The organism is Collinsella sp. AM20-15AC (genome assembly GCF_003471405.1).
GTDB lineage: Bacteria > Actinomycetota > Coriobacteriia > Coriobacteriales > Coriobacteriaceae > Collinsella.
In genome coordinates this window covers 48,783-74,122 of record NZ_QRJA01000011.1, presented here as the reverse complement: position 1 = coordinate 74,122, position 25,340 = coordinate 48,783, and the positions used below count along the sequence as shown (strand labels likewise).

The window sequence follows — 25,340 nt, the reverse complement described above, 5'->3', positions numbered from 1 at the left end:
CGAAGCGCGATGCGGAGCCTCTTTGCATGTCCGAGGACGTTCCGGAGAGAAGCCCCCGTCACGCCCCCGGATTCCCGGTGGGAGTTCTAGACCTTGTCGGCCTTAGTACATACCGCCGCCCTGCTGGCCAGCGGTAGCAGCAGCGATAGCGTCCTCAAGCTGAGTGTTCTTGGGCACATCGGAGACGGTGGCCTCGGTGATGAGGATCAAGCTGGCGACAGAAGCAGCGTTCTGCAGGGTGACGCGGCTGACCTTGACGGGGTCGAGAACGCCCATCTCGATCATGTCGCCCCACTCGCCGTTGGCAGAGTTGAGACCCTGGCCAGCGGGCAGCTCGGCAACCTTGTCGACCACGACAGCGCCCTCAAAGCCAGCGTTCTTGGCAATGGTAGCGACCGGAGCGGTCAGAGCCTTCTTGACGATGTCGACGCCGATCTTCTCCTCGGGGTCATCGATCTCCACAGCGTCGAGCGCAGGAGCAGCGTCCATGAAGGCGACGCCGCCGCCGGCGACGATGCCCTCCTCGACAGCAGCGCGGGTAGCCTGCAGGGCGTCCTCGACGCGGTGCTTGATCTCCTTGAGCTCGGACTCGGTAGCAGCGCCGACCTTGATGACGGCAACGCCACCGGAGAGCTTGGCCAGGCGCTCCTGGAGCTTCTCGCGGTCGAAGTCAGAGGTGGTGTTCTCCATCTCGCCCTTGATCTGAGCGATACGGGCGTCGATGGCCTCCTTGGATCCAGCGCCGCCGACGACGACGGTGTTGTCCTTGGAGATGGTGACGGACTTAGCGGTACCGAGCATATCGGCGGTGATGTCAGCGACCTTCACGCCCAGCTCGTCCAGAGCAGCCTGACCACCGGTGAGGACGGCGATGTCCTCGAGGATGCGCTTGCGGCGATCGCCGTAGCCCGGAGCCTTTACAGCGCAGACGTTGAGGGCACCGCGGATCTTGTTGAGGACGAGGGTGGGCAGGGCCTCGCCGTCGATGTCCTCAGCGATGATGAGCAGGCCACGGCCAGCGCGCTGGACGGCCTCGAGAACAGGCATGATGTCCTGGACACTGGAAATCTTCTGATCGGTGATGAGGATGTACGGATCCTTCATCACGGCCTCCATGCGGTCGTTATCCGTGACGAAGTAAGCGGAGACATAGCCCTTGTCGAACTGCATGCCCTCGACGGTGTCGATGGTGATGTCGAACGTCTGGGAATCCTCGACGGTGATGACGCCGTCCTTGCCCACGACCTCCATGGCCTCGGCGATCTTCTCGCCGACCTCGGGGTCACCGGCAGAGATGGTACCGACGGAAGCAATCTGCTCCTTGGTCTCGACCGGCTTGGCCTGCTTCTTCATCTCGGCAACGGCGGCGTTGACGGCCTTGTCGATGCCGCGACGGATGGCCAGCGGGTTGGCGCCAGCGGCGACGTTGCGCAGGCCGTCGTTGACGATGGCCTGGGCGAGCAGGGTTGCGGTGGTGGTGCCGTCACCAACGGTGTCGTTGGTCTTGGTGGCGACCTCCTTCACCAGCTGAGCGCCCATGTTCTCGATGTTGTCCTCGAGCTCGATCTCCTTAGCGACGGAAACGCCGTCGTTGGTGATGGTCGGAGCACCGAACGTGCGCTGCAGCGCAACGTAGCGGCCCTTGGGGCCCATGGTGACGGTAACGGCGTCGGCCAGGGTGTTGACGCCCTTGGCGAGCTTAGCGCGGGCATCGGTGTTGAACGTAATGTTCTTTGCCATAGTGGGTAATCCTCCAAAAGAAATGTGACTCGCGTCGCCGCTTCCGAGTCCTATGCGGCGAGCGCGTTCAAAGACGAATCAGAGATTCTGACGAGACTAGGCCTCGACGACAGCGTAGATGTCGTCGGCGCGCATGAGCAGATACTTCTCGCCGTCGACCTTGACCTCGTTGCCACCGAACTTACCGTAGATGACAACGTCGCCGACCTTGACGTCCATGGGGATGCGCTCACCCTTGTCGTTGACCTTGCCGGCGCCCACGGCAACGATGGTGCCGCGCTGCGGCTTCTCCTGAGCGTTGCTGGCGATGTACAGACCAGAGGCGGTCTTCTGCTCGGCCTCGTCGGGCTTGACCAGGACGCGATCTGCAAGCGGCTTCAAAGACGACATGCTTGTTTCCTCCTTTGTGGGCCGCGCGGTCATGCCGCGCGGGTTAACCCTTTTTGTTTGCGTACGCGTTGAATGGTACCCACGAATGGCGGGTTATACAACACGGAGTCAAAAAATCTTATTTTTTGGCACTTAGATTTTCTGAATGCCGGGGGATAACTTGTGCGCGGCTCCCGTGTGGCGCCGGAGGGGCGGGATATAAGGTTTCCTGCTCGGGCAGTCCTGCTCGCACGAAGGCCACATTAAGTGGCCTTCGGCTCGTGCGGAACTCGCGATAAACCTTATATCCCGCCCCTCCGGCGCCACACGGGAGCTGAGTCAACGTTATCGGGCCCGGCATTCAGAGAAGTCAGTGCAGCAAAATGGCGATGCGGACAGCGACTTGGGCATGGTTTTCGCCGCTCGCACGGGTCCCCTGGGGAGCAGCGTGCATTTTTGGGAGTTTTCAGCAGGCCAGGACGGCTGCATACGCGCCGGACACACCATATTGGTCCCAAGAACGCCTTTGACCGGCGATTTGGGTCGACGGGCAAACCCCGTCAGGACAAAAAGGCGTGCCTCGCGCCGCACCGGACCCCAAAATGACGTCGATCTCCGCAATGCCACCCGGCTGCAGCGGCACCGGCAGAGCTCACGGTGTTGAATACTCCATTTTTTGCACGGCCCAGGCGGGGGTACATCAGGACCGGAAAGAACATCTCAACTTTTTATGCAATCTGCAACTGGAAGTATGCAAAACGCTAAGAGAAAGCATCGCTGATGTCCCAATTGAGCGCGCGGAGCAGCAGCGCTTCCACCCTGCGCCCAAATCCAGCAGAGAGGGGACGCTCCTAACGAACCCCCATCGGCAAACAAACGCGGCTCGAGCGCCATCCCAAAATAGGCTGCCCGAGCCGCGTTTAACGGTACGGCATGAATATTAGCGCTCGTAGATTACGTTACCTGCCAGGTAGGTGGCTTGAACCTTGGTGGCTTGCAGCTCTTGGGGGTCGATGGTGAGCGGGTTTTGGTCTAGGACTACCAGGTCGGCGTATTTGCCGGGTTCCAGGCTGCCGAGGTTTTGCTCGTCGCCCGCTGCGTACGCACTGCCAAGCGTGTAGTTGCGCAGGGCCGTTGCCGCGTCGATACGCTCGCTCGGTAACCAGCCGCCCTCGGGCCAGTGGTTGCGGGGGTCTTGGCGGGTGATAGCCGTGTAGAGCACGTTCATGCTGGTAACGGCTGTGATGGGGCTATCGGTGCCGAAGGCCTGGCGGATGCCGCGCTGCTTATAGGTCGCAAACGGCCACATGATGCGGCTGCGCTCCAAGCCCAGGTCGCGCTCCGGACCACCCGGGTCGAGCGTGATATGGCAGGGCTGGCTCGAGGCAATGACGTCGAGTTTGCGCAGACGATCGATGTCCTCGGGCAGCAGATTCTCCAAATGCTCAAGCGTATTATGGCCGTGCTGCGGCAAGCCGTAGAGCTCTGCCGCCTCCTCAAAGATATCGAGTGCGGCATGGATGGCACCGTCGCCGATAACGTGGATGCGCACAGTGTGGCCGCGCTCGGCTGCCGCCAGAACCAGTTTGCGCATGCGCTCGGCGGGAACCGTCAGACGACCCTGGTCGCCCGGGAAGCGCGGGTTGGTATAGGGATCGGTAAGGTATGCGGTATGCTCGCTCGACACGCCGTCAAAGAACTGCTTAAAGCCCGGTACCGAGAGCAACGCATTGTTTGCATAGCGGGTCTGAAGTTCTTCCAAGCGCGATTGGTCATCCAACAGCGTGGGGAACAAGTGGGCGCGAATGCCCAGCTTGCCGATCGCCTGCAGCTTGTCGTAGACGTCGTCACGGATAAAGTCACAGCCCGGCATGGGCATGAGTGACATGTCGCAAATCGAGGTAATGCCTTGCTCGGCCATGCGTTTCATTTGGTCGGCATACGCGCTCGCGATGCGGTCCTCGCCCAGCCACTCAAGACAGCGCGGCAGCAGCTGCATGGCCGCAGCCTCGTGAGCGATACCCGTGAGCTCGCCATTTGCGTCCTTGTCATAGCTGCCACCCGCCGGCGGCTCGCTATCACGCGTCACGCCGAGTGCCTCGAGCGCGCGGCTGTTGAGCCACAGCGTATGCCCGTCGCCCGAGTACATAACACAGGGGCGATCGGGAAAAGCAGCATCGAGCGATGCCTTAGTGGGATGCTCGGGCGGATCCCAACGGTAATCGCGCCAGCCCTGCGTCACGACCCAGGCGTCGTCGGGCAGGTCCTGGGAAAACTCGAGCGCATGCTGCACCAGCGCCGCCTCTGATGTGCCCATATCCATGAGCATGTACGGCGAGGAGCCAACCGAGGTATGGAAGAAGTGCAGGTGCGCGTCATGGAAACCGGGACAGACAAACTGCTCGCCATAGTCGATAACCGGCGTGACGGCGGGAGCGGCGGCAATCACGTCATCGGGCGCGCCGACTGCGACGATGCGATCACCCGCAATGGCGATCGCCAACTCGCGGGCGGTATCGATACCGTCTTGGGCGGTAAAAACGTTCGTGGAGCGGATAATCCGATCGATATGCTGCATGAGCATCCCATCTCTGGCAGGTAATTCAACACCCCCGAGTGTACTCCCCCGCCCTTGCAACAAAACCCCAAGCGGCAAACGGCAACTTTACCAGCCCTAGCGGCAGGTGGCATACTGGAGAGAGCCTGTACGATTTTGCGATCAACCCAGCAAGGAGCAAATCGACCATGACGAAGACCAAGGCACAGCAGATTATGGCGGCAACCGAGGTTCGCGCGGCAGACGACGTCACCGCGGCCATCCGAGATATCGCCACCGAGTTTGAGCCCTATATCATCAAGCAGCGCCGGCACTTCCACAAGCACCCGGAGCTGAGCCTCGCCGAGGAGCGCACGACCTCCGACATCGCTAACCAGCTCGACGCCATGAATATCCCCTACGAGCGTCCGCTCAAGACCGGCTTGGTGGCAACGCTTCGCGGCACCGCGCCGGATGCCTACCGCGAGGACGGCACGCCGCGCCGCCGCATCCTGCTGCGCGCCGATATCGACGCCCTGCCCGTCACCGAGCAGACCGGCGAGGAATTCGCCAGCGTCAACGAGGGCTGCATGCACGCCTGCGGCCACGACTGCCACATCGCCATGATGCTCGGCACGCTGCAGATCCTGCGCCACATGACCGATGACATTCACGGCGAGGTCCGCATCGTGTTCCAGCCCAGCGAGGAAAACGGCCAGGGTGCCAAGCTCATGATCGGCACCGGCGTGCTCGATGGCGTCGATGGCGCCTATGCCGCTCACATTTGGAGCGAGGTCGACGCCGGCACCGTGAGCTGCGAGCCCGGCCCGCGCATGGCCAATACCGACTGGTTCCGCATCGACGTTCGCGGCACCTCGTGCCACGGTGCCATGCCCCAGCGCGGCCACGACGCCGTTATGGTGGCGGCAGAGATCGTCAACGCCCTGCAGACCATCGTCTCGCGCGAAATCAGCCCCTACGAGCCCGCCGTCATCACCGTCGGCGAGCTGCATGGCGGCACCGCGCGCAACGTTATCGCCGGCACGGCCTACCTTGCCGGCACGGTGCGCACCTATGGCGACAAAACGCATGAGGAAATGCCCGAGCTCATGCGCCGCATCGTGGAGCACACCGCGGCAGCCCTGGGCGCCGAGGCCGAACTTACCGACTACACCATCGCCAACTACAAGGTCGAAAACGATGCCGCCTCGAGCGAGCGCTGCCGTCAGGCCGTGGTCAAGTGCCTGGGTGCAGCTGGCGAAGGCCATTATCGCGGCACACTTTCGGGCGAGGACTTCTCGGAGTATCTGCGCCGCGTGCCGGGCGTGCTCGCCTTTGTCGGCACGCGCAACCCCCAGATTGGCGCCACGTACGCCCAACATTCTTGCTTCTACAAGATTGACGAGTCGGTACTGGCCAAGGGTTCCATGGTAGCCGCCCAGTATGCCATCGACTTTTTGTCCGAGCCCACGCAAGAGGAGCTCGACGGCCCCACGATTGCTGCCGTCGCCGAGACCAATCCCGATCTGGCCGCCAAGCTGCGCTCTGCCAAGGCAACGGCCGCTGAGGCGCGCGACGCCATGCACGACGCCCGCACCGCCCGCCATGCCGCCATCAAGGGCATCCACGATGCGCGGGCTGCCGCTCGCCACGAGGAGAAGCGCGACGAATAGCCGTCACGCCCACCCATAACAACCTGGCTAGAGCAAAGCGGGGGCGAACGTATCGAAACGTCCGCCCCCGCTCATTCTTCAAGCGCTATTTCTACCATTTCTACCCCGTCCCCAAATGGCAGACGGCGTGGCTACTCGTCCTGAGGCTCCTCGTCGGAGCTTGGCTCGGACGCCGACTCAGGTGCAGGTGCAGGTGCCGGCTCAGGCTCAGGCTCAGATGCCGTCTCAGACTCGGGCGCCGGTTCAGGCTCGGGCGCCGGCTCAGGCTCGGGCGCGGGAACAGGTGCAGGTGCCGGCGAAGCATCCGGAGCACCGTGACCCGAAGGGTCAGCCTTCTTCTCGAAGGGCAATACAAAAGTCAGAACGTCGTCCTTGTCCTCATCGGCCCATTCGCTTGCATAGCGTGCAACCCAATAGCCAACGGCACGGTGCTTGAGCATCTTGCCAAAGACCGTGAGGAATACCGTGACAAACGCCGTCAGCACTAAGAACAATACGAGCGTGATGCCACCGCCGGTAACAAGCGCCTCAATAGCCGTAGGACGGTAGTAGTAGCTATACATACCGACAGAGGCAATGGTGCCAAAGACGAACGTCAGGATCCAGGTGACAACGTTGGCGACCAGGCCCGTCAAAAACTCGGGAAGGAACGAAGCGCAGAACAGTTTGGTCTTGTTGTGCTTAAAGGCCGCCCAGACCTTATCGAGCGAAAACGCGCTCTCGACACGACCGGTCACCGCAAAGTGCATCACGGCAATGTCGGCGAACATCTTAAAGAAGACCCCCAAGACCGCCGTGGCAATCATAGCCAGGACAAGCAGGCCAAGCGAGCCGAACAGCGCTGCCTCGAGTGCATAAGAGCCGTAATACGAATACGAGCCCGCGGCGCCAATTACCACGCTCTCCACCAGCGAAAGCACTACACCGATAACGGGAATGGCAGCAATAACCTCGAGCACGACCGAGATAACGCTCGAAAAGACTCCGAGGCCAAACGACGTGGAACGCATGAGTGGACGATCCATACCGTCATCAACCTTGAGCGACAGATCTCGACCCCACTCAATACCAAAGCCGGAACCACACACGCTCGCAATGCAAGCTGCCAAAAAGCCGATGGCAGCTGCAATGCCGCCAATAACGGGAATAAACAGCACGAGTACCGACACAACACAAATCAGCGCCGGTAAAAAGGCAATCTGGCACACGCGCTGCAGCACGCCCGGAGTCTTGGTCATATCCTCAAACGCCTGAGCCACACAGCCCTTGGACGCATTCGCCACGGGCGGTTGCGGAACAAACTGCTGGGGCTGACCCTGAGGGGCAGAGGCTGCGGCACCGGCATTGGGGGCACCACACGCGCCGCAGAACTTGTCGTTATCGCCCATGGGGGCACCACACTGCGAACAGAACATCGAGATCATCCCTTCGTATCTTGAGCGAATCATCTGGATCGCAAACGATGTCTTTGGCATCATTATCACCCAATGTGGGGACAAATACTCCAACATGACGCATTTGCAATGCGCAGGGCGCTATTCGATTGTTTGATGAGCTCGACCGCGTTAGTTCGTTCCGCGGAAACCCTTGCCGACGATCTCGGAGCTGTCGACAATCGTGATAAAGGCACCCGGATCGATCTCGCGCGCGTAGCGACGCAGTTGCACGGCCTCGCGACGACTCAGCACGCTCATAATCACCGTCACGCACTTGCCCGAGAAAGCACCGTAGCCGCGGCTGATAGTCGCCGTACGGTTGAGATGCTTGACGATAAACTCCTCGACCTTAAGGGGCTCGGAACAAATGACCGTGCAGACTTTGCGCAGGTGAATGCTCTCAATGGCCTTGTCGACCACGAGCGTCTTGGCAAACAGGCCGAGCACGCAGTACAGACCGACGCGCGGACCGTACAAGAAGGCCGCGATGGTCACGATGCCGATATCGACCAGCAGCAGCGCACGGCCGATCTCAAGCGTCGTGCGGCGTTTGAGAATCATGGCGAGGATGTCCGTGCCGCCCGTCGAGGCGCCAATATCGAAGACGATGGCGCTGCCGAGGGCCGGCAGAATCACGGCAAAGCACAGGTCGAGCCACATATCGCCCGTCATCGAGACATCGGTCGGGATAAAGAGCTCAAACAGCGAAACATAGGCGGAAAGCGCAAACGAGGCGAAGACGCTCCACAGAATTGCCTTGCGCTCCAAAAAGATAAAGCCCAGAACGACCAGGACCGCATTGATAATCCACATAAAGACGCCGACGGGCAGGGTCGGGAACAGCGTGGACAGAATGACCGACACGCCCGAGGTGCCGCCAAAAGCAAAGTGATTAGGGGTTTTAAACGCGACGATGGCAAAGGCCGTGAGGATCAGGCCCAAATTGAGCTCGGCAAAAAAGCGCGGAAAGCCTGGCTCCTGGCTGCGCTTTTGGCCGGCACGCTCGCCGCGCTCGATATCGGTGCGATCAACCACGCGCTCCATCGGCACCACGGGAGGACGATGCGCCTCCTCGGCAGCACGCGACGCCGCCTCTGCCGCAGCGGCCTCAATTGCCCATGCCTTGCTTTCTGTTTCGTGCTCGTCGGCCATTACGGCAACCCCTCGTTAACAATTTGGAAACAATGCGCCCATTAGGGTAACGCGGAACGTGGGGATTGCAACCCTTAGTTAGACGAGCGGTATGACTATATCGGGAGCGTACAAAAACGGCCGGCCACGCTTTTGCTTGCGCGGTCGGCCGTTTAATGTTTTCGCAGATAAAACCTGCCAAAACAAACCTGTCCCTTTTTGGAAGGTTATTCGTGCTGGCTGGTGCGGTGCTCGTACTCCTCGGGGGTGATGACATCCTCGATGCGCAGGTTGACGCCCGCCACCTCAAGGCCGGTCATCGCGGCAAGGCGCTCGGTGACACGTGCCTTAACATCGTCGAAGATCGCGGGCGCATAGGCGCCGTACTCGATGATGACGGAGATGTTGACGACCACGCGATTATCGTCGGTGACCTCGACCGTCACGCCCTTGGTCAGATTCTCGGCACCAAACTGCTCCTGCACAAAGTGCATGAGGTTACCCTTCATGCCCAGAACGTGCGGAACCTCGCGGGTGGCCATGGCAACGATCTTCTCGATCACGCCGTTGGAATAGGTCAGCGAGTCCTCGGACTCATCCGCCTCCTCGTCGTCCTCATCCTCATCGGACTCGGCCTCGACAAGAGCCTCGTCCTCGAGCGTCACGTCCTCGGCTTCGGCGACGACCGCTTCGTTCTCCTCGAGCTCGGTATCGGTCACATCGACCTTCGTGTTAAAAGCCATGGTTCCTCCTTATGCCTGCCGCGGATGCGACAGTCGAATACAGATTAGCGGCCGCTAAACAGACGGCCGAAGAAGTTGACGATCCCGTTCTCGCCGTCGCGAATTTGGCCGATCACAGCCCCGATCAGCACGAAGAATGCAATGACGAGCGTGTCCCACAGGCCCAACGTGAGCACCAACACGGCGAGGATAAAGCCGGCGACGGCGCCGAGCGTGGTGTTGGGATGACGCACAGCATAGCTCCAGATGGCAGCGCCCGTACCCTTGATGAGACCCATAGCCTCGTCAAAATCCGCGGCTGCCGCGTCTTGTAACTCGGTTGCCTCTGCTTTGGAATCAACAGGTTCGCTCGCCGACGTGGCGCTCTGGTCAATCGTCAGGCGCGGCGTACGAGCGGTCTTATCTTGATTGGTATCACTCACCGGAAACCTCCACGGTCTGGACGGTAGTCTTGGACGGCAAAAAACGGACGCGCGCGGTCGTACCCGGCGCGCCGAGCATGGTATCGCAGGCTTCTTCGATGCGCTGCTGCATCGCGGTAGCCAGAGATGCCACGTCCTTATCGTCAAGCGCGATAGCCTCGACCTTAAAACGGACGTGCGAATCGTCGGGGCCTTGGACGCGAGCCTCGACATGCTCGACCATCACGCGGTCGTCGCGCTCGGCAGCAGCCCTGGCGCACGAAGAAAGCGCCGCAAGGGTAACCTCGATATTGCGCTCCCCCGCCGGATGCACGCAGGACGGCTCGCGACGAGCAAACATCAGGCGGAAGAAGCTTACCAGTACGCCGATCGCCACAACTCCGCCGCATGCCGTCACGACGATGCGCGGCATGGGGTCGCGCATCAGCAACATAAAGCGATACGTATACGGCCCCCAAAACTGGCAGACAAGCGTACCCAGCGCCACAATGGTGGCGGCAAGACACACGATCGCTAGGGCTCGTTTGAGTACGCGCACGCGGCGCTCCCTTCAAATCTCGGCTCTCGAAATGCAAAACGGTTCGCATCATTATAAAAGAGCCGGGTCCGGTGCTCTACGCACGCGGATCCGGCTCATCTATTCCACGAGGCTTGCATGCTCGCTTCATTATGCCCAGATATGCACGGCTCAATCCGTGCTGGCGCTACTCCTCCTCGAGGGCAGCGATGACCTCGTCGGTCATGTCCATGGTGCTGTAGACGTCCTGGACGTCGTCGAGCTCCTCAAGACGGTCGATGAGGCGCTGGACCTTCTTGGCGTCGGTACCAGAGACCTCGGTCGGGGTGGTCGGGACCATGGTGGTCTCGGAACCCTTGACCTGGACGCCCTGCTCCTCGAGCGCCTTGGAGACAGCCATGACGTCGTTGGCAGCAGTCCAGACGATCCACTCCTCGCCGGCATCCTCGTAGTCCTCGCCACCGGCCTCGGCGATGGCCATCATGAACTCATCCTCGTCACCGGCAGCACCGTTGGCGATCATGGTCTCCTTCTTGGCGTTCTCATCCAGGATCTCCTTGGCGACGACGATCTGGCCCTTGCGCTCAAACTGGAAGGCGACGGAGCCGGAGGTGCCCAGGTTGCCACCAGCGTGGGAGAAGGCGGAACGGACATCAGCGGCGGTACGGTTGCGGTTGTCGGTCAGGCAGTCGACGTAGACGGCGACACCGGCGGGACCGTAGCCCTCGTACACGATGTTCTCGTAGACGGCGGCGTCAGCACCCGAACCAAAAGCCTTGTCGATAGCGGACTTGATCTTGTCCTTAGGCATGGACTGAGCCTTGGCCTTGGCAACGGCAGCGGCGAGGCTGGCGTTGTTCTCGGGCAGCGGGTCACCGCCGAGACGGGCAGCAACAGTGATGTTGCGGCTGAGCTTGGAGAAGAGGGCGGAACGCTTGGCGTCCTGCGCGCCCTTACGATGCTTGGTTGTGGCCCACTTAGAGTGTCCGGACATACGTGTCTCCTATCGGTTTCGACCTAAAGCCCAGCGCAGATGCTCGGGCAATATAAACAAACGTCGTTATGATATACCTACTAGCCTGCGAGATAAACCCCAAAATGAAGGCGTCGTGATGATGTCCCCTTTGGTGCAAAGAAACCTGACCCCAATGCACCAAGTTAGGACCAGAGGAAGTCGCTGCGGGTGACGGTGGCGCCGATGGCGAAGGGCATGCAGGCGATGACCGGATACAGGTAGCGCATGTAGGTCGAGCCGTTGCACGGACCAATCAGGCACACGGCGAGCACGCCCAACAGCGGCACCCAGATCGCCAGCGCACGCCATGAATGACGACGCAGCAGGTAGACCACCACGGCAATCATGATCCACACATAGGTGGCCGAGCTCATGGTGAGCGAAATAAACGGGATGCGCTGCACCGCCACACGGTACAGATTGATCAGGTGGTCGCACCAGCGCACCACGTTGCTGTCAACCGGATGGAAGTCGAAGTACTTGAGGTTGTCGGGACGCGCCATGATCTCGGCACTACGCGCCGTGCTGTAGACCCAGGCATCGCGGGCACTCGGATAAAAGTAGCCGTAATAGTTATTGATGAGCGCCGAGATATAGCACTCGGGATCCTTTTTGAACATCTGCGCCCAGACCTCAAAATAGGCCTTGATGTCCTCCTGCGAGGCGTACTCGTTAAAGCAGTTCTTGACGGCATCGGACTTGTCAGGGTTGTAGCGGCGGCCCAGGTTCTCGTACTTGAGCACGCGATCGATCACGACGCGCTCCTCGTCGGTCACCAAACCGTCGCAGGGCGCCTCCACGATAGTGCCGTCCTCCTTTACCGTGGGGTTGACACCCGAGTTGAGGCCATCGTGCTTTTGAACGAAACGAGCCGTCTGCTGGAACGGAATCGAGAGAATTTCGCGCTTGGAGCCGGGCATGATGTCGTGCGCCGGCATAAAGACCTTGGTGAAGTACATATTAGAGGCAAGGCAGAGTGCGAGCACCGCGAGGACGCCAACCCAGCGGAAGCGCGGCGTGGCGCATGAGACCGCGGTGCCCGTCTGCTTAGCCGCACGACGAGCGACATGTACATCCCATGCGCAAAACGCCGCCGCAATCACGCAGGCCGCCAACGGAAAGACCAGGCCGCCATTGCGCAAAAACGTGGAACCCATGGCAGCCAGCGCAAGCAACAGCCAGTCGTGGCGCGCAAAGAGCACGGGGGCTTTCTCGCCCGCCCGCTCGACATTGGCATCGCGACGGGGCAGGCCGCAGGCCACGAGCTTCACGGTCTGCACCAACAGCACCAAAAACGCGTCGGCAAAGAGCACGTCTTTGGTGAGCAACGCCGCGTAGTTAGAGAACATCGGCATAAACGCAAAGAACAGCAGGATCGCACCGCGAACCGGCAGGCTCACGCCCAGTTTGCGCAGCGACGAAATGGAATAGGCCATGCAGGCAGCCGTGATGACAAATTGAGCGCAGGTATAGATGATGAGGCCCGCGTTAGCGCTGTTGAACAGCGAAAGCCCCAGTTGAACGCACGAGCCGATAATGGCCGTGTGCACTACGGGATGATGCCCGTTGAGCAGCACGTTGGGGTTGAGTAGGCGCAGATAGTCACTCGTGCCGTTGGGATAGTTGAACCACTGGCGGATCTGCGCGCCCGTATCTCCCATAAAAAGGCCAGGCAGCGAAGCGATGAGCGTGGGCGCCCAGGCGATCATAAGCACCAGGAAGGGCCCGGCAAAGGGATGGACCGAGAGCACGGCGTGAGCCACACGCCATATGCGGCCAAAGTGCGCCTCGGAAAACGGGATGCGTCGGGAGCTCAGCCAATCCAGGCACTCAAAAGCCAGATAGAAGGCCACGATCGCCAGAAGCATCCAGCCCGCGCCGCCAATCCAGGCGCAGATGATGCGGGCTTTGTCGCCAAGGACAATCTCGGCCGAGTCGGTGAGATCGTAGCTGCGACCGAACACCATGCAGATGGCGAAGAACAGCGACGGCAGAATGATCGATGGACGCCAGGTGTCGCCACGGCCAAAGAACACGTAGCGAAACGGCAAGGTGAGCAGGCAGGCAAGCGCAAGCAGCATGACCGCGTCGGTATGACCGGCAAACGAGAGAAGCACCTCATAGCACACGTACAGCATACCCGAGGCTTTGGGGTCAATCGCCAAGACTGCGTTGCTCGATACCGGGGCGGGATCGATGGAAAACGCCGTGGTCGCCAACAGCGCGAGCAAAAATGCGATGAGCGTCTGCTTGGCGGGGTAGCGCTTAAACCAGACGATGCGGGCGGCGTCGCGCGCAGCCGTTGTGGAGAGATCGGAATCCTTCACAGTCCAAAGAGCCTTTCTAGAAACCTGCCAAAAAGGGACAGGTTTATTTTGGCAGGTTTTATCTGGGGAAACGTTACGGTTCTGTCATCGTTGCCCAGCGAACCACCACAAAGGTGCCTGTCCCCTTTGTGGTGGCTAGGCGTCCAGGTAGACGCGCTGGGGTTGGTTGCGGCGACGAGCAAAGATGATGAGCGCCAGGCCCGCGATTACGAGCGGCAGGCTCAGCAGCTGGCCCATGGTGATGACGCCGCCCAGCAGATAGCCCAGCTGGGCATCGGGCACGCGCACAAACTCAATGAGGAAGCGGACGATGCCGTAACCCATCACAAACACGCCCATAAACGTGCCTTGGGGCAGTAGCGGCTTTTTGCGGCTGAGCACCTGCAGAATGCAAAAGAGCACGATGCCCTCAAGAAATGCCTCGTAGAGCTGGGAGGGGTGACGCGGCATCTCGCCCGCAGTCCCGCCAAAGACCACGCCCCAGGGCAGATCGGTCGGCTTGCCCCACAGCTCACCATTGACAAAGTTGGCACAACGGCCCAGGCACAAGGCCAGCGGCGCGCCTATGACGGCAAGGTCTGCCAAAGTCCAGGCATCGAGCTTATATATGCGGCACACGAGCACGCCGCCGATGATGCCGCCCACCAGGCCGCCATGGAAACTCATGCCGCCCTCGTTGGTGGCAAAGATCTCGAGCGGATGCGTCCAGTAGTAGCCATCACCGTAAAAGACGACGTAGAACAGGCGAGCGCCAATGATAAGGCCAAAGACCACGCCGACCACGACGCTCGTCAGGTCGTCGACCGTAATGTCAAAACCCCAACGGCGCTGCGTACGATACATGACGACCGCCGTGAGCAGAGCTCCGACCACATAGGCCAGACCATACCAGTAAATCGTGATGGGCCCCGCCGAAATCGCGACGGGATCAAGCATATGGTAGAAGTCGTTGAGCATGTCGACCCTCCTACTCCCTACATACAAATGCGGCCGCGGGCCTTGCGCTCGCAGCCGCATATTTGGGCGTAACGTCTATGCGGAGTATGCCGTCCGCAGCTTTCGCATCTTAGAACGGCGCGTACTCGTCGTACAGGTCGTCGGTCTCGCCGGAGGCATTGACCTGCTCAACGCGGGTAACGCCGGGCACATGCTCCTTCAGGATGCGCTCAATACCCATGGACAGGGTCAGCGAGCTCATGGGGCAGCCGGCGCAAGCGCCCTGCAGCTCCAGTTTGACGACGCCCTCGTCGTCAACGCCCACATACTCCATATCGCCGCCGTCGGCCTGCAGGTTGGGGCGGATCTCTTCAAGAACCTTCTTAAGCAGCTCTTCGTTAACAGCCACAGGGGCTCCTTTCTCACAATAACGCGGGCACGCCCGCGGACAGAAGCTATGTTACTACAGCCATGTACCCGCTCACGAGCCGTCCATGCGCGCAGACGCGACTTTCACGAGTAGTCAATTTGGGACGGGGCTCTTTTAGCTGTTTTTGTTGCCGAGCAGTGCCGGCGCACATCGTTGCTACCGCTGAGCCTGTCCCCCGGTGCCAATCTGGACATCAACGATAACCTGGCGATAGCTAATGCCGCAGGAGTCGAGGATGCGGCGGCTGATGCGGCCATCATCGGTGTCGGCATACTTATTGTCCAGGTAGACAACCTCGCCCACGCCCACCTGCGCCAAAATCTTGGCGCAGTCGTGGCACGGGAACAGCGTGACGTAGACCGTGGAACCCTCGAGGTCCTTGAGCGAGCCACGGTAGTTGAGCACGGCGTTGGCCTCGGCATGGACCACGTAGTTGTGCTTGTCCTGCAGCGGGTCGTCGCTCGTACCCCACGGGAAAAAGTCGTCGTTGAGCGCCGAGGGTGTACCGTTGTAGCCCACCGAAAGGATGCGGTGGTTGGTGCTGGCGATGCACGCACCCACCTGTGTGTTGGGGTCCTTGCTGCGGCGCTGTGCGGCGATGGCCACGCTCATAAAGAACTCGTCCCAGCTAATGACGTCCAGGCGCTTGCCTGACGAAGTTTGATGAAGATCGTCCGACATGGCAGACACCTCCGTAATCGCAATAGTTTGACCCATTGTAGCAGGTGAAAGGTGGAGGCGTTTGTCCCACCGGCGCCCTCACTTTTACACGCGGCGGGGCTTTTGGTTGATGCGGTAGAGCTCGGCGAGACCCCGCAGCGTCAGCGCGTCATCGACCGTCAGGCTATGGCCGACCAGCGCCGCAAGTGCCTCGGCATCGTCGCCGGTAATGACGATGGGTACATTGCCCTCCCCCGCGGCCTTGGTCGCGCGCATCTCGGCAAGCACCATGTCGAGCATGCCGTCGATGCGTGCCACCTCGCCCAGAACCACGCCCGAACGCATGGCCTCGCGCGTGTTGCGGCCGATTACATGTGTGGGTGCCGAGGGCTCGACCTGCGGCAGGCGCGCCGCAGCAGCCGAAAGCGAGCGGGCGCCGAGCGCCAGACCCGGCGCGATGACGCCGCCGACAAAGGTTCCGCGCGCATCGATAACCTCGATATTGGTTGTGGTACCCAGGTCGATTACGATGCACGGAGAGCCATAGACGGCGCGGGCCGCCACGGCATCGGCGATGCGGTCAGGACCGATCTCGGCCGGGTCATCGTAGTGCACGGGCATGCCGGTTTTGAGGCCCGGCCCCACGGTGAGCACGCGCCCCGTGCAGGTGCGGGAAAGCGCCGCCTTCCACGGACGCTCGAGCGCCGGCACCACGCAACTCAGGACTGCAGCTGCGGGAACGAGCGCGCCGGGCATGCCCGCATCGGCCGCCAGCGCGGCCATGACTTGAGCGAGACGCATACGCGCTTCGTCGGCCGTAATGCTCGACGGCGTCGTGATCTCGCACGTCGCAAGCGGACATTCCTGCGCCGCGGCCGAATCCTCTGCAAACAGGCCAAAGCGAATGAACGTGTTGCCCACGTCGACCGTCAATATATATGCGCACCCATTAAGCATCGTCGGCGCTCCTTTCGTCTGCCCAGCAGTATATCGCCTACCTAAACCAGTCATCCCAAAATGACTAGCTTGCGGCTATACTGGTGCGCGGTCGTTTGCGAGCTCACGCGGCGGCCCTTGGTAACCCGACTTCCCGCGCCGTATCCGTAACGGCGCTCCCGGGGGAAGCGGATATACGCAAAGGAGTTTTATATGAGCAATCCCTCGAACCGCGCCTCGATGCGCGGGCAACTCACGTTGCGCGGCGTCGTCATCGGCGTCCTTGGCTGCGTGATTATCACGGCAAGCTCGGCCTACACCGCCCTCAAGATGGGCGCTCTCCCCTGGCCGATCGTCTTTGCTGCCGTCATCTCGCTGTTCTTCCTTAAGCTCATGGGCAACGCCAGCCTCAACGAGGCAAACGTCACCCACACCATCATGTCCGCGGGCGCCATGGTCGCCGGCGGCCTGGCGTTTACCATCCCGGGCGCCTGGATGCTGGGCTATGCCGACCGGATCAGCTGGCTCGACATGTTTATCGTGGCACTCGCCGGCACCATCCTGGGCTTGCTGGCCACGGCACTCATCCACCGTCACTTTATCGTGGACGCCGCGCTTGAGTTCCCCACCGGCAACGCCGCAGCTCAGACTTTGCGCGCGACCGAGGCTGGCGGCAAAACCGGCAAGCAGCTCTTTGGTTCCATGGCCATCGCCGGCATCTATAGCGTGCTGCGCGACGCCCTGGGCATTGTGCCCAGCATGCTGTGCACGCTCAACATTCCCGGCGTGACCTTTGGTATCTACAACTCGCCCATGCTGCTCTCCGTCGGCTTCCTCGTGGGCTTCGCCCCGGTCGCCTTCTGGTTTGCCGGCGCGCTGCTGGGCAACTTTGGCATCATCGTGGGCGGCACCGCTGCCGGTCTGTTCGACGTTGTGACTGCGCAGGGCATCGTCAAGTCCCTCGGTATGGGCCTTATGATGGGCTTTGGCGTCGCCGTCGTCCTCAAGGACATCCTGCCGCAGGTCGCCGGCATCGTCCGCGGTCTTGCCGCCGACAGCTCCACCGACACCGACGAGCAGTCGCTCATCTCGGGCTCCCTTAAGCTCGACGCCGGCATCATCGGCCTAGGCGCTGCCGCCATCGCCGTGGTCATCGCCATCGCGCTCGACCTTGGCCCCGTCCCGGCCGTCATCGTCACGCTGTTCACCTTTGTCACCACCATCATGAGCGCGCAGAGCTGCGGCCAGACGGGCATCGACCCCATGGAAATCTTTGGCCTCATCGTTATGCTCATCGTGGCTGCCTTCGCACAGATCGCTCAGGTCAAGCTGTTCTTTATCGCCGGCATCGTAGCCGTGGCGTGCGGCCTTGCGGGCGACGTCATGAACGACTTTAAGGCCGGTGCCGTGCTGGGCACCAACCCGCGCGCACAGTGGATCGGCCAGGCCATCGGCGGCATCGTGGGCGCCTTGGTCGCCGCAGCCGTCATGGTCGCGCTCGTCACCGCCTATGGCCCGGACGCCTTTGGCCCCGACAAGAGCTTTGTTGCCGCGCAGGCAAGCGTCGTCGCCACCATGGTCTCGGGCATCCCGAGCGTCCCGTGGTTCGTTGGCGGCTTTATCGCCGGCATCGTCATGTACTGGCTCGGCATTCCGGCCATGATGATCGGCCTGGGCGTGTACCTGCCGTTCTACATGTCACTCACGGCATTCCTGGGCTCCTGCGTCAAACTCGCCTACGACAAGTGGTCCGCTCACCGCGACGCCACCGCTGGTCTTTCTGACGAGGAGAGGGCTGCCAAGGATGCCGCCTTCCAGGAACAGGGCTTGGTCGTTGCCAGCGGCCTGCTCGGCGGCGAGTCCATCGTCGGCGTTATCCTAGCGTTTGTCTCCGTGGGCCTGAGCCTGCTGGGATAGGCCGAACAACAACGCACCAGCGCAGAGCGCGGGGTCGGATCCAATCCGATCCCGCGCTTTTTTGTATCTGCCGAAACCCTCGGCCGCAACGCATTTGCTACGCACCCGTTTTCCCACTCGCTTAAGTTCCACGCCAAGATGACCGCGCCGCCCCTCACGGTGTAGAGTACATGCTGCGAACACACCCGCGCTCCCGCGGCAATACGAGGTGGATATGGAACTCGACAAACAACAGATCAAGCGGCTGCGCGAGCGCCATCATCGGCGCCATGGCATCCGCCCCGCCCACAGCGAAGCGGCTGAACAGGCGCATCGCTTCCTAAAGCGGGCGTTCAACATTCGCGAGGGTCGCGCACCCTATCACGTGATCCGCAAACGCTTTGTAAACGGGGCGCGCCTGACCGGCTCGCACCTGTGCATCCTCATCATCGCCATGCTCATCGCAAGCATCGGCCTCGATATCGACTCGGACATCGCCATCGTGGGCGCCATGCTCATCTGCCCGCTCATGGGCTCGGTTCTTGCCATGGCATACGGCATCGCTACGCTCGACCGCGAGATTACCGTCGAGGCCGTCGCGGGCTTGGCTCTACAGATGGCCTTTTGCCTGGTCACGTCTACGTTGTACTTTAAGCTCTCGCCCCTTGGCACCACCACGGCCGCCATCATCGACAATTCGACACCGACTGTGTGGGACCTTGCCGTCGCGCTCGCGGGCGGCTTTGCGGGTGGCCTGGGCAACTCGCGCGACCAGGAACCCGCCACGCTCATCGCCGGCGTGGCCGTGGCGACCGCGCTCATGCCGCCCCTGTGCGCGGCGGGCTATGGCATCGCCATCGCAAGCGGGCCACTGTTTCTCTCGGCGCTTTATGAGTTTGGCATCAACGTCGTCTTTATCGCGCTGGCGGCCGAAGCCGTTCTGCTTCTTTTGCGCGTGCCGCTCAAGCGCGACCTGAACGGCGACGGTATTGTGACTGCTGAAGAAAACGCCGAGGTCGACGAGCTATCGCGCAAGGTGCGCCGCCGCATCATTGTGGGCACGGTAGTCTTTGCCATCCCCTGCATCGTTATGACGACGGGGTCTATTGGCTCGGCGCAAGCCGGCGTGCAGGACGGCTACGGCGTCACCGAAACCACGCGCGAGCTTGCCGCGGTACTGCCAGGCTTTAAGGATTACACCGTCGCCGTCGAGACCTCGACCACCGAAGGCGAGGAGGAGGGCCTTGTCGAGCGCGAGGTTGTCGCCCATGTGACGACAAGCGAGGCGCTTGGGGCACACGACCGCCGTGTAGCCCGCAAGCTCATCGACCTCAATGTGCCCGAGCTCGATCGCGTGGAGTTTGATGTGCAGTAATACGCGACGTGAGATGGATGCGCGCAGCCGCGAGTCACGACATGGCGCAGACGTGACGCGGGCCACGAGCAAATAGCGGGACGCGGTCCATGGCCGCGCCCCGCTCGCTGATTTATTGCCGTGAATCAGCTGTCCGCATCGACATCGCCAGACTCCACTGTAAACGCCGGACCGGTACTCACCAGATAAAAACGGGTCACCCTGGTATCTCTAAATAGGTAGAGCACGCCCTGATCGCGTCGGCGCGAAATATACGCCACGTGGACCGTACCGAATTTTTCGCCGTTTTCATTCTTTAATACCAGAATGTTGGGGTCGTCCATACGCTCGAACTGCCCATCAACGCAGTCGCCGCCTTTGCCGACCAGTTGCCACCGATGGTTATCCTCTTCAAGAAAGGCCAGGGTTTCCAGACTTGTTTTGTCATCACGATAGTAACCGTCAATGGCAAAGCCTTCGGAAGCACATTCCTGCATATAGGATGTTTCTCGACTTATAGCGAACTGCCCTATAGCGCCCAGGAGCACAGCTAGGCAAACCACTGCAAGGGTTATCGAAATAACACGGCGATCCATGTTAGCCCAACCGATACTTGTTTAACGGAGCACGAAACATACCCGGAACCTCCGATATCAGGGGGAACGTCACCTACGGCCTGCCGGTAATCATATGTTTCAACATCAAACCATATGACTACAACTCGTTGGAGATAGATTCCATAAACGGACAATGATATACGGCGAACGGCTACACTTATCAATAAACCCAGAGTTATGGAGGCCGTTTTTCGTACTGCAAGATCGCAGTTTTCGGAAGTGCGGTGAAAAATCGAGTTCTGCCGACCAGACCGACTTTTTTAGCAACAAAACCGCAGGTCACAAAAGTTCAAAAGAGCAGTGTGCTCGAAGGTTCGGAGTTTTCCCCGCACTTCCGAAATCCGAGTCCACGAAAGGCGTCGGCAAGGCCATTTACGCAACATGTATCCAGTAAAAAAGGGCCGCAGCCGGTACGGCTACCACCCTTCCGTCTCATATCTAGCCCGAAGCAGGTCGGCTACTTCTTAATACCGCGTCACAGACGCTTTGCGACCGATGCCACGGCCTCCTCGCTAACCGAATCGCAGGCAGGCGAAGGGCTGCGTGCAGATGATGTTGGACGCACCGCGATCGATCAGGTCGAGTATCTCGGCCGTGAGCAGCCAGACCTCGCCCATGTTATTACATACCGAAAGCACCGTGCGGGCCTTGTCGGCCATGGCGCCAACACCTGAAGATTTTGTCCGTAACTCAAAGAGCTAGGAGGTTGATAAAATCCAGAAACATCATGGCTAAAAGAGACGGGCACACTGTCCCTGTTTTTCGCACGAGCAGCGCAAAAATAAGGCCCAGACAAAGATAGCCCCCCATCATTGCAATGATGTAATTTGTGGGTGCCCCGATTAAACACTGTTGAGTCACGAGAAGCAATGCCCATAGAATCGACTGTACAAATGCCCTTATGCAAAACGGCCGAACTATTCCGACGATTGTGTATTCAAATAAAAATACGTACCTAAATAACAGCTCATGCAAAACTGAAACCGAACAGACCAATACCCATCTGGATATTGATTTTCCACCTATATCGAGCATGGCGGCCATAATAATAAATACGATGAAAATGAACTGCCATCCCAAAAGAATCCCACGCTGCTTGGTCTTATCACGGGAAACAGCGCCCCGAGTTGCAAAAAGATAGACTACCAACGCACAAAAGAGCGCCCCTGTAGAGCACAGCCAAGCGGGAGATCCTTTTGCAATAACCCAAATGGCCCACGGCACGCTAGCAACCATCGTACCCAGTAGATAACGTGCCCCCAGGCGCATTATTTCAGTCGCTTTTCCCAAGCTCTACCACCTCATCACTAGCTGCTATTAGGTCCATATCGTGTGTAATAACAATGACAATCTTGTGCTTGCGCAGTTCCTTCACAGCATTTATCAGAGCTTCTTTATGAGCAATATCAAGTGATGCTGTTGGCTCGTCGAATAAATAGACGTCTGCCTTCTTTTCCAAGACCCGCCTAATTTCCAATTGTTTCAGTTCCCCAGGAGACATTCCTCCGCACCTCTTCTTTTCGATAGAAGGAAAATTTCTATCGCTAAGAAAATCCTTTACTGATATCGGGGTTTGTTCGGCAAACGAAACTAGATTCCGCCTAAGGTGCTCGCAGTTGATTTCTTCTTGGGCCTTACCGTTGTAGGAAATAGCCCCACCGTAACCCGAATTGAAACAACCCATTAATAAGTACGCAAGGCTCGTTTTGCCCGAGCCATTAATCCCCACAAGAGCATAGAGCTTTCCTTTGTCAAACCTGAGATTCAAGTTATTGTAGAGACACTTTTCATTTAATGTAAAACCAAAATTATGCAGTTCGATGTAATCGATCTCCAAGAGCTCCTCTCCAGCAACAGCCAAAGGCAATTTAGAGGCATTTAGACGAGATATCGATGAGAAGCAGTCTTGTACGCTACTACCTATACCGTAGATTGACCTCACGGCAGATAGCATTAAAGCCATGTAGCTCGAAACGGCAACAAGTTGGCCTACACTCATGCTTCCATGCATTACATAGAAAGCCGAAATCAAAAGAATAGTCACCTGGGACGCAGCCGCAGCAAAGGAATCCGTTGCCTGAAATCTCGAAACGACACTTTGATAGGCGACTCCGGCGTGCAGCAAAGACGAAAAAAAGCTATCTATGGATTTCAATGCTCTTTCGAATAGCACATTAACATACAAAAATCTCTGATGCGCAAGTACGGACTCCACTTTTCCGAAATACAGGGACTGCTCCTCCTTAAAGGTCAGACCTGAAACAAAAAGCGGTTTTCTGAATAAAGCATATGCAATTGCATACAAGATGCAAAATGTCACGGAAACCCAAAAGAGCGCTACGGAGCATCCATAGAGAAAAATAAAACTGATACCTAGCTGGACAACCGCAAGAAGTACCGTCTGGAGCACCGACAATCCGAAGGAAGCCACAGTATTGGCATCTGAACAAATTTGTTGAGTTTTTTCAGCTGACTCCTGCTCAAAATATAACTCAAAAGGCATCCGAACGAGCTCATCGATTTTACTTCGAACAATCGAGTATGCAGCCACGGTCGTTATCCGCATTGAAAGAAGGGTGCTTAAATAACTGACAACAATATCGATTAGTGCCGCAAAACCAATTAGAGCGCTGCTAATCATGATAGTATCGTAAGATGTTTTTTTAGATATATTGTCAACCAGAGCGCTCGTAAGCGGCGGGGATACAGAAGCCATCATTCCAGATATTATTAAGCACAACGCGAAGGCTATAACCAGAAGCAATTGGGAAGAAAACCCAAGTCTGAAATATGGCAGATAATCGAAGAGCGCCGTTGAGTCCGCATCACTTCTTATGCTTGAAATCATAAGCCGCCCTCATTACTTTTATACAGTTCTTTCTTGCAGATACGCAGCTTGTCTTATTTTCATACAGCCTGGTGAAGGGACAGCCACCCATGCACATAGGAAGAAGCGAGCAGTTAAGACATTCTGAATCTGAACAAAAGTCGTAAGCATTCCATTTGGAAACTTCGAATGCGTTACTCGCTACGCTTTCAAAGATGCTGCCATAACTTCTGTCGGAATATCCTATTTCATTCCAGCATTTATATAAAGAACCATCTGGTCCAATAACTTCTGAATATTTATTGACGGCTCCGCATATGGTCGGATTAAAGCCTGGAAGAAACGGATCCATGTACCCCGTCATTTTGTAGCGAGACAAACAGGATGCTTCAATCGAGGCAAATTCGTCCTCTGAATAGCACGGAGAGTTAGCGCATGCCCCATTTATATCATCTACTGCCGCTAAATACAGTTTTACCCTATTACGAAGACCTTTTTGATCAAGCGAATCAATCAAGCGATCAATCTGATCACCGTTCGTCGGATCAACATTAACTCTTAAGATGACATTGAAGTACGCACTAGCTCTTTTTACGTTATCGATAATACGGTTGAACGTATCACCGCCAGAAGGAAGACATCTTCGTTGATTGTGTATTTCAGGCGGACCATCGACAGTCACCTGAACGTGCGTGACCCCATTTTTTGCAAGCAACTCCGCCGTTTTCCCATCTAAGAAATAACCGTTGGTCACCATGCTGGCGTTAAATAAGATTTCATCACTTCGGATTCCGCGCGTAATCTTCTCCACCGTCTCAATCGCCAATAAAGGCTCGCCGCCATACCAGGCAATCTGCAAACTATCTGCCTGATTGTCTAAAGCCATGCCATTGATATGCTTTATTACCTGATCGACGCACTGGTCGCTCATTGAACCATAACGCTTGCCGTCCTCATAACAATACGGACACCTGAAATTACAATTCAATGTCGGAGCTATCGTAAATGAAAGTGATTTTGATTGCATGCGACAGGCCGATGATATCTCTTTTAAATGTTCGATTTCATCAAGTCCGTCGGAAACCAACAACCCCGCGTCCATCAAATTGTCGACAATTTCCGAAGGGCCATTAGCCCCATTCGCAAATAGTGCCTTCTCGTATTCCGCATCCAACGCAACAATTGCGCCGGAGTAAGAGTTATATACCAGCGTAGGCTGATTGCCTTTATCGATTACATTAAAGCGAGACTGTTTCATTTCTACTCCGTTGCATATTTCAATATTTCAACCTGCCATTAGGAGTAATTCCAGCCACAAAATTTGGTAATGCAGATCCTCAGGCCACACGGTCCTCCCCCTGAATAACTCCAACAAATATGCGCTGCACAGGACACACACGTAGAAATATCTCGAGACGAAGCAGGCATCTGAGTATTCACTGGCTTTTGAATATATTCCATCGAAGCTCCTAGCTAACGTGTATACCGCAATATTGAAATGCGCGGCAATTCCCGCCCGTGTACACGGTACACATCCCCCAGGGATTACAGCGCCCCTGACATTTTGCGCCCTGACAAGGACACCAACTTGATAGCAAAGCAATATCGTTAGGTGTTTGAGTTGGCTGTATCCAATCCACAATGGCTCCTTTCTCGTTTTAGGCCTAGTTATACTTTGGTCAAAAAGTCAAAAGCTGTTTGATAACTTTTTGTACTAGATGAAACAATTTGTTTGCCTTGTTTAACATTTTTTAATTTACACTTAGCCTGATTAA

Annotated in this window: 22 protein-coding genes; 3 read left to right on the top strand and 19 right to left on the bottom strand. The window is 58.2% G+C overall.

The features are described from left to right. Positions 1 to 102: 102 nt before the first annotated feature. The 3 genes from groL to DW233_RS05260 all read right to left on the bottom strand — a co-directional run bounded on the left by groL (position 103) and on the right by DW233_RS05260 (position 4,687). Positions 103 to 1,740 carry a chaperonin GroEL gene (gene groL / locus DW233_RS05270; protein WP_006234938.1) on the bottom strand — a complete coding sequence of 546 codons (1,638 nt, stop codon included), beginning with the start codon at positions 1,738 to 1,740 and terminating at the stop codon, positions 103 to 105. Between the two features lie 96 nt (positions 1,741 to 1,836). Continuing rightward, positions 1,837 to 2,130 (bottom strand): co-chaperone GroES, encoded by a 294-nt coding sequence (gene groES, locus DW233_RS05265; RefSeq protein ID WP_022094351.1) that lies wholly within the window; start codon positions 2,128 to 2,130, stop codon positions 1,837 to 1,839. 919 nt (positions 2,131 to 3,049) lie between these two features. After that, positions 3,050 to 4,687: an amidohydrolase gene (locus DW233_RS05260; RefSeq protein ID WP_233547948.1), complete on the bottom strand. Its 1,638-nt coding sequence runs from the start codon at positions 4,685 to 4,687 to the stop codon at positions 3,050 to 3,052. Between the two features lie 167 nt (positions 4,688 to 4,854). Here DW233_RS05260 and DW233_RS05255 point away from each other — a divergent pair, with 167 nt between their 5' ends. Beyond that, positions 4,855 to 6,318 (top strand): M20 family metallopeptidase, encoded by a 1,464-nt coding sequence (locus DW233_RS05255; protein ID WP_118267077.1) that lies wholly within the window; start codon positions 4,855 to 4,857, stop codon positions 6,316 to 6,318. A 131-nt stretch (positions 6,319 to 6,449) separates the two neighbouring features. Here DW233_RS05255 and DW233_RS05250 read toward each other — a convergent pair whose 3' ends face one another. From DW233_RS05250 to DW233_RS05200, 11 genes are all read right to left on the bottom strand, one after another. Next, complete coding sequence (locus DW233_RS05250) at positions 6,450 to 7,733, bottom strand: zinc-ribbon domain-containing protein (RefSeq protein ID WP_158567808.1); 1,284 nt, start codon at positions 7,731 to 7,733, stop codon at positions 6,450 to 6,452. A gap of 150 nt (positions 7,734 to 7,883) precedes the next feature. Continuing rightward, positions 7,884 to 8,906, bottom strand: a complete 1,023-nt coding sequence (locus DW233_RS05245; RefSeq protein WP_118267073.1) for a YitT family protein — start codon at positions 8,904 to 8,906, stop codon at positions 7,884 to 7,886. 206 nt (positions 8,907 to 9,112) lie between these two features. Continuing rightward, a complete protein-coding gene (locus DW233_RS05240) occupies positions 9,113 to 9,628 on the bottom strand; it encodes an Asp23/Gls24 family envelope stress response protein (RefSeq protein ID WP_117736912.1) in 516 nt (171 codons plus the stop codon). 44 nt (positions 9,629 to 9,672) lie between these two features. Then, positions 9,673 to 10,050: a DUF2273 domain-containing protein gene (locus tag DW233_RS10435; RefSeq protein WP_231500738.1), complete on the bottom strand. Its 378-nt coding sequence runs from the start codon at positions 10,048 to 10,050 to the stop codon at positions 9,673 to 9,675. After that, positions 10,043 to 10,588 carry a hypothetical protein gene (locus DW233_RS05230; RefSeq protein ID WP_147357134.1) on the bottom strand — a complete coding sequence of 182 codons (546 nt, stop codon included), beginning with the start codon at positions 10,586 to 10,588 and terminating at the stop codon, positions 10,043 to 10,045. Before DW233_RS05230 ends, DW233_RS10435 begins: the two co-directional genes overlap by 8 nt. A 166-nt stretch (positions 10,589 to 10,754) precedes the next feature. Then, positions 10,755 to 11,561 carry a YebC/PmpR family DNA-binding transcriptional regulator gene (locus DW233_RS05225; RefSeq protein ID WP_055251993.1) on the bottom strand — a complete coding sequence of 269 codons (807 nt, stop codon included), beginning with the start codon at positions 11,559 to 11,561 and terminating at the stop codon, positions 10,755 to 10,757. Between the two features lie 164 nt (positions 11,562 to 11,725). Continuing rightward, a complete protein-coding gene (locus DW233_RS05220; protein ID WP_233547947.1) occupies positions 11,726 to 13,909 on the bottom strand; it encodes a DUF6020 family protein in 2,184 nt (727 codons plus the stop codon). Between the two features lie 135 nt (positions 13,910 to 14,044). Beyond that, entirely contained in the window at positions 14,045 to 14,866 is an 822-nt protein-coding gene (lgt, locus tag DW233_RS05215; protein ID WP_118267069.1) for a prolipoprotein diacylglyceryl transferase, read from the bottom strand. A gap of 109 nt (positions 14,867 to 14,975) precedes the next feature. Then, a complete protein-coding gene (locus DW233_RS05210; protein ID WP_099432127.1) occupies positions 14,976 to 15,254 on the bottom strand; it encodes a NifU family protein in 279 nt (92 codons plus the stop codon). A 177-nt stretch (positions 15,255 to 15,431) separates the two neighbouring features. Continuing rightward, on the bottom strand, positions 15,432 to 15,956 hold the full coding sequence (locus DW233_RS05205) for a dCMP deaminase family protein (protein WP_118267068.1): 525 nt from the start codon (positions 15,954 to 15,956) through the stop codon (positions 15,432 to 15,434). Between the two features lie 84 nt (positions 15,957 to 16,040). Continuing rightward, positions 16,041 to 16,892: a type III pantothenate kinase gene (locus DW233_RS05200; RefSeq protein ID WP_118267066.1), complete on the bottom strand. Its 852-nt coding sequence runs from the start codon at positions 16,890 to 16,892 to the stop codon at positions 16,041 to 16,043. Positions 16,893 to 17,084: 192 nt separating this feature from the next. Here DW233_RS05200 and DW233_RS05195 point away from each other — a divergent pair, with 192 nt between their 5' ends. Both DW233_RS05195 and DW233_RS05190 read left to right on the top strand, forming a co-directional pair. Beyond that, entirely contained in the window at positions 17,085 to 18,788 is a 1,704-nt protein-coding gene (locus DW233_RS05195; RefSeq protein WP_118267064.1) for an OPT/YSL family transporter, read from the top strand. A gap of 214 nt (positions 18,789 to 19,002) precedes the next feature. Beyond that, positions 19,003 to 20,142, top strand: a complete 1,140-nt coding sequence (locus DW233_RS05190) for a DUF389 domain-containing protein (RefSeq protein WP_118267062.1) — start codon at positions 19,003 to 19,005, stop codon at positions 20,140 to 20,142. A 125-nt stretch (positions 20,143 to 20,267) separates the two neighbouring features. Here the strand turns inward: DW233_RS05190 and DW233_RS05185 are convergent, their stop codons facing one another. From DW233_RS05185 to DW233_RS05170, 5 genes are all read right to left on the bottom strand, one after another. Further along, positions 20,268 to 20,717 (bottom strand): hypothetical protein, encoded by a 450-nt coding sequence (locus DW233_RS05185; RefSeq protein WP_147357133.1) that lies wholly within the window; start codon positions 20,715 to 20,717, stop codon positions 20,268 to 20,270. Positions 20,718 to 21,250: 533 nt separating this feature from the next. Beyond that, positions 21,251 to 21,397: a hypothetical protein gene (locus DW233_RS10220; protein ID WP_158564423.1), complete on the bottom strand. Its 147-nt coding sequence runs from the start codon at positions 21,395 to 21,397 to the stop codon at positions 21,251 to 21,253. Positions 21,398 to 21,428: 31 nt separating this feature from the next. After that, the gene (locus DW233_RS05180; RefSeq protein ID WP_147345475.1) at positions 21,429 to 22,028 is read right to left on the bottom strand and encodes a hypothetical protein; all 600 of its coding nucleotides are present in this window, start codon (positions 22,026 to 22,028) and stop codon (positions 21,429 to 21,431) included. Beyond that, positions 22,012 to 23,586, bottom strand: a complete 1,575-nt coding sequence (locus tag DW233_RS05175; protein ID WP_118267058.1) for an ABC transporter ATP-binding protein — start codon at positions 23,584 to 23,586, stop codon at positions 22,012 to 22,014. Before DW233_RS05175 ends, DW233_RS05180 begins: the two co-directional genes overlap by 17 nt. Further along, a complete protein-coding gene (locus DW233_RS05170; protein WP_118267056.1) occupies positions 23,564 to 24,823 on the bottom strand; it encodes a radical SAM/SPASM domain-containing protein in 1,260 nt (419 codons plus the stop codon). The genes DW233_RS05175 and DW233_RS05170 overlap by 23 nt, the downstream gene beginning before the upstream one ends. Positions 24,824 to 25,340: the final 517 nt, after the last annotated feature.